Origin of the sequence: Psychrobacter sp. TB67 (assembly GCF_000511065.1) — a bacterium.
Classification (GTDB): Bacteria; Pseudomonadota; Gammaproteobacteria; order Pseudomonadales; family Moraxellaceae; genus Psychrobacter; species Psychrobacter okhotskensis.
Genome location: NZ_AYYA01000058.1, coordinates 1 through 10011, shown reverse-complemented (window position 1 = coordinate 10011; position 10011 = coordinate 1). Strand labels below are relative to the sequence as shown.

The 10011-nt window shown below is 40.6% G+C and carries 11 protein-coding genes; 5 read left to right on the top strand and 6 right to left on the bottom strand.

Annotation, left to right across the window (positions count from 1 at the left end; genetic code table 11):
* Positions 1-5: 5 nt before the first annotated feature.
* Genes W293_RS0111745 through W293_RS0111735 form a run of 3 tightly spaced genes read right to left on the bottom strand, consistent with a single transcriptional unit; the run spans position 6 to position 1664 of the window.
* Positions 6-569 (bottom strand): transposase, encoded by a 564-nt coding sequence (locus W293_RS0111745; RefSeq protein ID WP_198015433.1) that lies wholly within the window; start codon positions 567-569, stop codon positions 6-8.
* Entirely contained in the window at positions 544-849 is a 306-nt protein-coding gene (locus W293_RS0111740; protein WP_025651943.1) for an IS630 transposase-related protein, read from the bottom strand. Before W293_RS0111740 ends, W293_RS0111745 begins: the two co-directional genes overlap by 26 nt.
* A 53-nt stretch (positions 850-902) precedes the next feature.
* Entirely contained in the window at positions 903-1664 is a 762-nt protein-coding gene (locus W293_RS0111735) for a hypothetical protein (protein ID WP_025652633.1), read from the bottom strand.
* A 95-nt stretch (positions 1665-1759) separates the two neighbouring features.
* Between W293_RS0111735 and W293_RS0111730 the strand changes: the two genes are divergently transcribed.
* Together W293_RS0111730 and W293_RS0111725 are read left to right on the top strand one after the other, a co-directional pair.
* Positions 1760-3043, top strand: coding sequence for a PD-(D/E)XK nuclease family protein (locus W293_RS0111730; protein WP_025652632.1), 1284 nt, complete (start codon positions 1760-1762; stop codon positions 3041-3043).
* 197 nt (positions 3044-3240) lie between these two features.
* Complete coding sequence (locus W293_RS0111725; protein WP_307783280.1) at positions 3241-3747, top strand: REP-associated tyrosine transposase; 507 nt, start codon at positions 3241-3243, stop codon at positions 3745-3747.
* A gap of 404 nt (positions 3748-4151) precedes the next feature.
* On the opposite strand, the gene W293_RS0111720 is transcribed toward W293_RS0111725, so the two are convergent.
* Together W293_RS0111720 and W293_RS0111715 are read right to left on the bottom strand one after the other, a co-directional pair.
* A complete protein-coding gene (locus W293_RS0111720; RefSeq protein ID WP_025652630.1) occupies positions 4152-5006 on the bottom strand; it encodes a M48 family metallopeptidase in 855 nt (284 codons plus the stop codon).
* Between the two features lie 335 nt (positions 5007-5341).
* Positions 5342-5623: a DUF503 domain-containing protein gene (locus W293_RS0111715; RefSeq protein WP_025652629.1), complete on the bottom strand. Its 282-nt coding sequence runs from the start codon at positions 5621-5623 to the stop codon at positions 5342-5344.
* 163 nt (positions 5624-5786) lie between these two features.
* Here W293_RS0111715 and W293_RS0111710 point away from each other — a divergent pair, with 163 nt between their 5' ends.
* The 3 genes from W293_RS0111710 to gorA all read left to right on the top strand — a co-directional run bounded on the left by W293_RS0111710 (position 5787) and on the right by gorA (position 8613).
* A complete protein-coding gene (locus tag W293_RS0111710) occupies positions 5787-6602 on the top strand; it encodes a threonine/serine ThrE exporter family protein (protein ID WP_025652628.1) in 816 nt (271 codons plus the stop codon).
* Between the two features lies 1 nt (position 6603).
* Positions 6604-7056, top strand: a complete 453-nt coding sequence (locus W293_RS0111705; RefSeq protein WP_025652627.1) for a threonine/serine exporter family protein — start codon at positions 6604-6606, stop codon at positions 7054-7056.
* 201 nt (positions 7057-7257) lie between these two features.
* Positions 7258-8613: a glutathione-disulfide reductase gene (gene gorA, locus W293_RS0111700; RefSeq protein ID WP_025652626.1), complete on the top strand. Its 1356-nt coding sequence runs from the start codon at positions 7258-7260 to the stop codon at positions 8611-8613.
* A 127-nt stretch (positions 8614-8740) separates the two neighbouring features.
* On the opposite strand, the gene W293_RS0111695 is transcribed toward gorA, so the two are convergent.
* Entirely contained in the window at positions 8741-9955 is a 1215-nt protein-coding gene (locus W293_RS0111695; protein ID WP_025652625.1) for an IS256 family transposase, read from the bottom strand.
* Positions 9956-10011: the final 56 nt, after the last annotated feature.

The following is a 10011-nucleotide window of genomic DNA, read 5'->3' as shown; positions in this document are numbered from 1 at the left end:
TATAGTCACTGCACTACAAAAGAGTTATGTTTTGGATGAATATCATAAAACAATTTAGATAAGTCATTTTCCATCCAACCTTGGCGTAAAAACTTCACTTGAGCCCACTTTTTCTCGATGGGATTTAAGTCAGGACTATAAGGAGGTAAGAATAATAGCCTGTGACCATGCCTGTTAAGCAGCTTTTGAACGCGCTTATGAAAGGCTGCATTATCCATAACGATTACACATTTTCTCTTAAGCTTTGGTATCAGCGTGAACTTGCACCAGTGATAGAAAATCTTTTTATTAATGTTGGTCTTTAAGCAATTGAGTGCAAACAGCGTTTTGCCATATAGTGCACCAATGACGTTGGTTCGATCTTTGGCTTGCCAATTGTAACTGCCAATGCAGGGGCTACCAATGGGTGCATAACCACAAGGACGCATCGTTTCACTCTCAAACCCACTTTCGTCCATATAGACAATAGCAAAGCCTTGAGCAATGTAGTGGTTAAGCTTGGCTAGATAAGTCGCTCTTTTCACAGGACAGGCTTTGGGATGCTCAAGTGTCTTTTTTTTTGCTAACACCAATACGCTTTAAGGCTTTACTGATGCCTGTTGGGCTACAATCAAAACGCTGTGCTCGCTCATAGTGATAATCGTCAGGGTGGTCTTTGACATCTTGAGCTAAGGCTTCATCCTCTATTTTGTAGGGCTTAATATATCGAGTGGTTTTACTATGAAGACGCTTTTTCCACTTCTGGATAGTCGTTGGACTGATATCATAGAAAACAGCAGCTTCAGCAAAGGTCATGCCCTCATCTAAGCTTTTTAAGACTTGTTTGCGAAAATCTAGGGAGTAAGTCATGGTTATTTATTGTGGTAATCGTTTAGTTGATTTATTTTATAACATTTTTGTGGTCAGGTGACTATAGCACTCATTACACAAATTATATCTTTAATATCAGTCGGATGAATTCCAACTTTACTTAATCCTTCTAAATAATCACTCTTGAAATTATTCTTATTTTTGTCGCTTGCATAAATATTAGGAAGTATATTTAGTAATCTATTACTACTAAATACTCGTTTCCAATCATTAAAGTCATACCCTATCATAGAGTCATACTGCCTATAAACGGTACAAACTGTCGTTATGACTGAATCTACAAAGGAATAATAAAAATTATAACTCTCACTGTGCATGTTGTTTAAAAAGTCATTTTTGGCTTGTGATGTCATAAAAGGTACAGAAAAAGTAGGAATAAGTGACAATGTATTAATCTTACTTTTTAAAATATTTTTTGGTTCAGTTTTGAAGCCACTTATTTCATCTATAGTTGAAGGTACGATTGCACAAGTTAATGCTTGAATAGAAGCTACTTCATCGTGAATGGCAAACAAAGCTTCATTTTCAATTAAAAAAACTATGACTTTCTGATCTTCAAAATGTTCATTTTTATCGGTCTCAGTCAAAATTTGTAAATCATCTAAACTAATTATTTTAAAATCCGAATCTTGAATACCAATTTCCAAATAATTATCAGATAATTTGTTGAACTTGTATTTACCAATATCTTGGGCTACTTTTTCTGTTGTTTGTCCTGTAGTGACGAACATAAAGCCTTTAGGGCCTTCATGTCCAGATACATCACTTAAACTATATTTAGAGGAACGACTCATAATAATGAACTCTATAAAGGATTTAAAAACATGTATATGTTAACTTGTTAAGATCAATTTGATAATCTACACTAAAACTATTAGGAAAGATGACTATGCTTGGCGAAAATTTTAAACAGAGTATTGCGCGTCTACAAGAAAAGGAACAAGCATCTCAGAAGCAGCACGATGATGCAAAACTAGACTTCAATGTGTTTACAATTTTGCGTAAGACGGGCGAAGAAGTTGGTTTGCACTCTCGTTTTCTTGCTGAAATATTAAATCCAAAGGCTAGTCATAAAATAGCAGGTTTTCAACAGTTATTCATTGAAACAATAATAAATAATGCCATAGCGACACAAGAATGGAAGCGAGATGAATTAGATTCAAACATCACTTATAGTTGCGAAATTGAATACAGTTTTCGTAATTCAGCTCATGGTAGAGCAGATATAATTCTCAGAAATACCAAAAATGTGATTGTTATTGAGAATAAGATTTATGCTTTTGACCAAAAAGGACAGTTAGCTAAATATTATAAAGCCTGCCAAGAACTAGGCTATGACGATAAAAATATCTATATATTATATTTGAATCGCTTTGGTGATGATGTATCACATTATGGTAAGGGAGACCTTAATAACAAAGACTATGGTGTGATAAGTTATAAGAAGGATATTTTTAACTTTTTATCGCTGTGTAAGGAAGAAGTAGTAGATTATCCACATATAGAACAAACCATTGAACAGTACATTAGTACCGTTGCTAGAATTACAGGTCAGACAAGGAATTCGAAAATGAGACAAGAGTATGTAGATTTTCTGGCAGATGACAATAACTTTAAAACCGTCTATGAACTAAGCCAGAACTTTGAAGCGTTTCAGCAGCATATTCAGAATAAGACTTGGAACGACCTGCTGAATTACCTTGGAAAGAAAAACTTAGAATTCACTTTTTGTGATAAGAACCTATTGCCTTGTAGCCAAGAAAAGTCTGTTAAGAATTACTTCAAAAGAAGTAAGAACACCTATGGCTTATGTTATAAGATTACGGAGAAAGAGGACGTAGGAATCTATTGTTATATTGAATTGAATCATCATTTATATTACAGCATCACGCTAGCAAATAAAGACGGGCTGCGCCTGCCAGAATGCCCACTCGATATGGTAGGTTTTGAAGAAAAGGTTGGGGAATTGTGCAAAAACTGGAAATATCAAGATAAAAAGAAAAATTTAGGTGGTCAGATTTACCCTCAACGACCAGTTAACTTTAAAAATCCCAATGATAATTTTTTTGATATCGTATACGAGCAGAAGCTCCAACAATGGATAGCTGAAACGGCTGATGATATTATTCAGCTGATTAATGATGTAAAGAATATCAATGTACAGCAAGCGTGACGCCGTCTCGTTAAACAGCTCGTAGGTTGGGTTGACGAAGGAAACCCAACTGTCTCATATTCATCAAAACCATCTCGTTGGGTCTCATCCTTCGACACCAACCTACAATCTAAACACGAAATCACCTATAATCCGTAGGTTGGCGTGGAGCTTGTGACACCCAACAAAATTAAGTAATATCAGCTATCAATTATCATTTGCAGAATAGCATGCAGTATCGAAGGCACTATCAAAAGGGAGCAACCTACTTTTTCACTATCAACCTAGCTGATAGGTCTAGCGATTTGCTAGTCAAAGAAATTGCAACACTTAGACACTCCTTCAAACTCGTTAAACAAAAACATCCCTTTCATATTGATGCTATCGTTATTTTACCAGACCATTTGCATATGTTATGTACTATGCCAAACAATGATGCAGACTTCTCTAAACGTATCAAACTAATCAAATATTACTTTTCTTATCATATTGCTAAAACAGAATCTATCTCAAATAGCAGACTTAAAAAAAGCGAGCGCGGTATTTGGCAACGTCGATTTTGGGAGCATTGCATTCGCGATGAAGCAGATTATCGAGCACATATTGATTATATTCATATGAACCCTATTAAGCATGAGTATGTTAAACAACTCAAAGACTGGCAATATTCCTCATTTCATCGATTTGTGAAGGATGGTTTGCTTCCTATTGATTGGGGCTGTTGAGAATGTTCTTTTAATATTTAGATGTTGGGTATCGCAAACTCCACCCAACCTACCATTAAATATCCTAAGTTGCCTTGAGATGCGGTTTAGCCCCGATTGTAGCGGTTATCCTGCTCAATTGAACGAGTTGCGAGGACTAGGTTTTGGCTTGGCTACGCGGAGCAAGAGACAGGACAAACCGTAGCCCTCGCCTCGTATCAGTGAGTAGATATAAGCGAAAAGCGGGATTGGCTCCAATATTTAGCCGTTAGGTCTTGTATCTCGCCGCCAACCTACTCGACACCCAGCATCACGACATAAGATAAAAATCAAACCAGCCACTTTTCAATATTCCTTCGCAAAAAAAGGTAAGTCTTTTGACTTACCTTTTTTGATAACATTTACTTTTGAGGATATTTACTGAGTTATCTACGTTTAATGGTTCTAGTAGTTACCCCAGTAGTTGCACCACTAGTTGCGTTAGTAGGTGCTTTAGCAGCCGCTTGATAAACTGGTGTAACCTCAGGTAAGAGCGCCTGAATTTTAGCGATACGCTGCCCAGAGTTTGGATGCGTAGACATCAAAGTAGCTATGGTGTTGCTACGACCATTGGCGGCTTCCATTTTTTGCCATACTGCAACGGCAGCTTCTGGATTGTAGCCTGCCTGTGCCATCAAGCGTAGACCACCTACATCGGCTTGTGACTCTTGACTACGAGAAAATGGCTTATCAAGTCCGTAGTCACTAATCAAACCCAACGCATCATCACTTAACCCTGTTTTTGCCTGTAGTTCGGCACCACCTAACTGAAGCGCTAAGCTTGTCAGAATTTTTTGCCCAGCGTCTTTTTTACTATGCTCAGATAACGCATGGGTCATTTCATGTCCCATGATTGCAGCGATTTCTGCATCTGTTAACTTTAACTGTTCTACAACACCTGTGTAAAAAGCCATCTTACCACCAGGCATTGCCCAAGCATTTAATTCAGGTGAACGTATAACAGTGATCTGCCAATCAAAAGGGACGCCTGTCGTATTAGCGCGAACGGCGTAGGGCTTCATACGATTAAAGACTCTTTTCACTCGGATGGCGGTGGTAGACGTATTATCTACTGCGCCTTGACTATTAGCACTAGAAACCACTTGAGAGTAATTTTTAGCCGCATCGGCATTCATGCTATTGGTATCGTACCCTGACATATCAGCTATCGTAGTACAGCCTACTAAAGTAGTAATCGTCGTAAGCAATAGAGCATTTTTTACTTTATTAAAAGTTGTCATTAGACGTCCTAGTTGAGAAATATAATTAAGGTGATTGGCTAAAATAAAAGTAATGCGTTGATAAACTTAAAATCCCACTATCAAAATTTATATCATGCAATCCGCGCACTGAAAGCAATACATAATTGATAATGTAACTAAAATGTAAATGAGGTGTAAGTAATGTGTCTAAATTACCGAGTGGGAGATTATCATGGCATAAAACAAAAGTCTATTAAATTTGTAGTCTATTGTTTGTTCGTTGTCTTAAGCTTTACCGACCTACCTTTGAAACATACAACTTTATCATTTTTAATAGAACCTCTACTCAGAGAGCGGCCTGCAATAAAGCCCACCTACATAAACTCTCTCTCAACATTCATCACCCGCGCATCTACGGTCCGCTCTATCTTCTCCTCTATTTGACTGCATTGTGATTCGACCTCACGTTTAGATAGCCCCACTACCACAAACGTCCATTCGCTGGCATCATGCCGATCACGCTCGCCGCTTTCACATACCGCGACGCTTGGCGTATTACCAAAGCGTGCATGCAAGCCGCCCATGCGTTGGCGTTTTTCTTTGAGTGAACTACAACCGGGTAGAGAAAAGGTCAAAGTTAGAATGACGATATGCATTTTATTCTCCTTGCGACAGTGGTTTACGCTTTATAATAGTAGCAAATAAGCACGGCAAGTTATGCTATCGTTACCTTGCCGTATCGATACCTCATAACGACTCACACTGTTTATACTAATACCATTCATAAAAATCATAATAGCCAATATGCGTACTCGCCCAATGACTTCTATCAGCTACGTACAGCAACAGCGCATTACTCGATTATGCGTGCGCTGCGGACTACTCCTTATGCAATATGGTGCCGAGTCTGCTGTGGTGGTGGACTTGTCTAAACGTTTGGGATTCGCTTTGGGAATGAGTAGCGTAGAATGTTCGCTGAATTTTAATGCCATCACCTTGACGACCATCTGTAATGAACGCTGTATCACCACCACCAGAGACACGATTAATCAGAGCATCAATGTCAATTTATTGGTACAAATCCAGCAAATTATCAATAAAACCGAAGCCAATACAAATAGCGAAAAGCTAGATAACCATAAACTGAAGTCTGAGCTGACTGACCGCACCACCCTTGCGTTTGATGAATTAGATAAAACGGTTTATCCAACGTGGCTAGTGGGCGTGTTTGTCGGTGCATCTTGTGCTGCGTTTGCTAATCTTAATGGCGGTAGTTGGTCGATTACCGCGGTGACCTTTGTCGCTGGTATGGTCGCGATGTTCACTCGCATTTATTTGGCCAAGCAGCATTTCAATCCTTTTATCACCGTCATCGTGACGGCTTTTATCGCCTCTTTGATTGGGGCGACGACTTACTATTTTGATATTGGTAATAATGCAGATATTGCCGTTGCCTCTAGCGTGCTCTTACTAGTTCCAAGCTTTCCTTTAATCAATTCTTTCTCAGACATCTTAAAGGGCTATGTCAATATCGGCATTGGACGTGCCGTTTTTACTTATATGCTAACCTTGTCAGCGTGCGTTGGCATTGTGATGGCGCTGGTTTTACTACAAATACAGCACTGGGGATTTTGACATGTGGTTCATTGAAACCGTTGCCCTGTCGTGTATTATTACCCTTGGTTGGACACTCATGTTCAGCGTACCCAAACGCTATATTCCACCTTGTTTGCTGATGACCGCCTTTGGGTTCGGACTAAAAACAGCGCTGGTCTATCAGCACATACATCTGGTGGTAGCCAGCTTTTTTGGGGCGATGCTTGCCAGCTTTTTAGGCGTGTACTTTTCTAAAAAATATACCTTACCGCCCAAAGCGTTAATCTCGCCAAGCGTCATCTGTATGATGCCCGGTATCGCTGCTTATAAGGCGATGGTCAGTATGGTACAGATTGGCTATTTTGGCTTTTCCGACGAATTATTTAGCCAAATGATGGTGTATTTGTTTGAGGCCTTATTTGTGACTTCAGGATTGGTGCTAGGCTTATCCATTCCTGGGCTGTTATTTTATAGACGGCGCGCTATTGTTTAGATGGGCTTATAAGGTGTTAGGCTATTTTTGCCTAAATATTTTTATAGCGTGGTGCTAGCTGGCACATCTTCATAAGCAAAACCTTGTAAGATTCATTATCATACCCATTACAATAGAGTTAAAAATAACAGAATTAAAAAATAATAGACTGCAAAATTGTACCAATACGCATCAATACGTACTAAATAAAGAGACTTAACTATGACCAAACATTATGACTATATTTCCATTGGTGGCGGTAGCGGCGGGATTGCTTCAATCAACCGAGCGGCAAGCTATGGCAAAAAATGCGCCATCATCGAAGCGGAGCAATTAGGCGGCACCTGCGTAAACTGGGGCTGCGTGCCCAAAAAGGTGATGTGGTATGGCGCACAAGTGGCCGAAGCTATCGAAAAGTATGCGCCAGACTATGGTTTTGACGTTGAGTTAAAAGGCTTTGACTTTCAAAAGCTGGTCAATAGTCGTCAACAATATATCCAAAACATTCATCGCTCTTATGATAATAATTTGGCAAAGAACGGCGTTGAAGTGATAAAAGGCTTTGCCAAATTCGTCGATACCAATACGGTCGAGGTCAATGGCGAACATATCACCGCTGACCATATTTTGATCGCGACGGGTGGTCATCCTATCTTCCCTGATATCAAAGGCGCGGAACACGGTATTGATTCTGATGGGTTTTTTAGATTAAATCATTTGCCAAAACGCGTGGCTATCGTCGGGGCAGGATATATCGCGGTTGAGATCGCTGGCGTGCTCAACAGTCTGGGCGCTGAGGTACATCTGTATGTGCGTCAACATTCGCCGCTACGCTCGTTTGACCATACTATCGTAGAAGCGTTATTGATAGAGATGGAGCAAGATGGTATTCAATTGCATACTGAAACGACGCTGACGGAAGTCAATAAAAACGACGATGGCAGTTTAGAACTCTTTACCAAAGATGGTGCGCTTGATACCGTTGATTGTTTGATTTGGGCGATAGGTCGTGCGCCTTCGACGGACAATATCAATTTGGATGTTACGGGTGTGGAAACGACTGATAATGGCAAAATCAAGGTCGATAAATTCCAAAATACTAATGTCGATGGTATTTATGCGGTCGGTGATATTATCGAAAACAGTATTGATTTGACACCCGTCGCTATCGCAGCAGGTCGCCGCCTATCAGAGCGTTTGTTTAATGATAAGACAGACGAGCATTTGGTTTATGACTTGGTACCAACGGTTATCTTTACTCACCCCCCTATCGGCACGATTGGTTTGTCTGAGATTGACGCGGTTGAGCAGTATGGTAAAGACAATATCAAATGCTACACCTCGAGCTTTACCTCGATGTACAGCGCGGTAACTCAGCATCGCCAAAAATGCGTGATGAAGCTCGTTTGCTTGGGCGATGATGAAAAAGTCATCGGTTTGCATGGCATAGGTTTTGGTGTCGATGAGATGATTCAAGGCTTTGCGGTAGCGATAAAAATGGGCGCGACGAAAGCAGACTTTGATAATACGGTTGCCATTCATCCAACTGGCTCGGAAGAGTTTGTGACCATGCGTTAATGTCGCGTTGATATATGCGTTAGTTTTATAGGGTGTGTAAGTAGAGGGGCTATTCTTGAGAGAGTAGCCTTTTTTGCTAGGTTTGAGGACTATCTCGAGCCCATCCCGAATTCTGTGTAACTGCCATTTAGATTAAGTGCTTACTAATACGATCATCAAACATAATCATAAAGCGATTTAAAGCAGACGTCCAGTTACGGATGGGCATCGACCACTTTTTGGATGCCTGCTGGGTGGCTAAGTACACCACTTTGAATGCTGCCTGATCAGAGGGGAACACCTTACGCTTATTCACCGCCGTCCGAATCACGCTGTTTAGCGACTCAATAGCATTGGTGGTATATATGACTTTTCTGATGTCTTTAGGGTAATTAAAGAACACCGTTAAGCCCTCCCAGTTATTGCGCCAAGACTTAACCACATGCGGGTACTCAGTGCCCCATACCTCATCAAAGTGTTCAAGGTTAGCCTCTGCTATCTCAAGCGTATCAGCGCCGTAGATAGCCTTTAGATCAGCCGCTACTGCCTTTTTATTTGTCCAAGGTACAAACTTCATCGAATAGCGCACCATGTGTACGATACACAGCTGAACCTGAGCGTTGGGATAAACGGTATTGATGGCATCAGGGAAGCCCTTTAAACCATCGACACAGGCAATGAGGATATCTTGCACCCCGCGGTTTTGTAGTTCAGTGAGTACACCCAGCCAGAACTTAGCGCCCTCATTCTCTGATAGCCACATACCAAGCAGCTCTTTTTTACCATTAAGTCCCACACCTAGTGCCAGATAGATAGCCTTGTTGATAATCTGTTTATCTTGACGTATCTTCACGACAATACAGTCTAGATAGACGATAGGATAGACACTGCTTAACGGCCGGTTCTGCCAAGCGGTGATGTCCTCTAAGATGTTGTCAGTGACTCTTGAAACCAGGGTGCTTGAGATGTCGACATCGTAGAGCTCTTTGATACTCTCTACAATCTCAGTGGTGGTTTGACCCTTGGCGTAAAGGAATATGATCTTGTCATCAAGGCCGCTAATACGGGTTTGATGCTTACGTACTAAAGCAGGTTCAAAGTCGCCATCACGGTCTCTTGGGGTGGATATCTCAAGATCGCCTGTGTCACTGCGGACGGTCTTTTTAGTATGCCCATTGCGTTTATTTGGCTTATCTGCTTTCTCATGCTTAGGGTAGCCAAGATGGTCTTCCATCTCAGCTTCTAGGGCGGTATCAATAAACGATTGCATGAGCTGCTTTTGGAAGTCTTTGATGTCATCGAAGCTGTTCATACTACTAGCCATCTGCTCGGCCAGTTTCTTAATGTCAGTTTGCTTGGTCATTGCTTATTCTCCTGTTATGGGATTATAAGCAGTTACACAGTTTTTAGGAAACTCCC

Bases quoted from the DNA above. Each gene is read 5' to 3' on its own strand.
- W293_RS0111705 (WP_025652627.1), top strand. From the start codon at position 6,604: ATGTGGTTCATTGAAACCGTTGCCCTGTCGTGTATTATTACCCTTGGT.
- W293_RS0111720 (WP_025652630.1), bottom strand. From the start codon at position 5,006: ATGACAACTTTTAATAAAGTAAAAAATGCTCTATTGCTTACGACGATT.
- W293_RS0111695 (WP_025652625.1), bottom strand. From the start codon at position 9,955: ATGACCAAGCAAACTGACATTAAGAAACTGGCCGAGCAGATGGCTAGT.
- W293_RS0111715 (WP_025652629.1), bottom strand. From the start codon at position 5,623: ATGCATATCGTCATTCTAACTTTGACCTTTTCTCTACCCGGTTGTAGT.
- W293_RS0111730 (WP_025652632.1), top strand. From the start codon at position 1,760: ATGCTTGGCGAAAATTTTAAACAGAGTATTGCGCGTCTACAAGAAAAG.
- gorA (WP_025652626.1), top strand. From the start codon at position 7,258: ATGACCAAACATTATGACTATATTTCCATTGGTGGCGGTAGCGGCGGG.
- W293_RS0111740 (WP_025651943.1), bottom strand. From the start codon at position 849: ATGACTTACTCCCTAGATTTTCGCAAACAAGTCTTAAAAAGCTTAGAT.
- W293_RS0111710 (WP_025652628.1), top strand. From the start codon at position 5,787: ATGACTTCTATCAGCTACGTACAGCAACAGCGCATTACTCGATTATGC.
- W293_RS0111735 (WP_025652633.1), bottom strand. From the start codon at position 1,664: ATGAGTCGTTCCTCTAAATATAGTTTAAGTGATGTATCTGGACATGAA.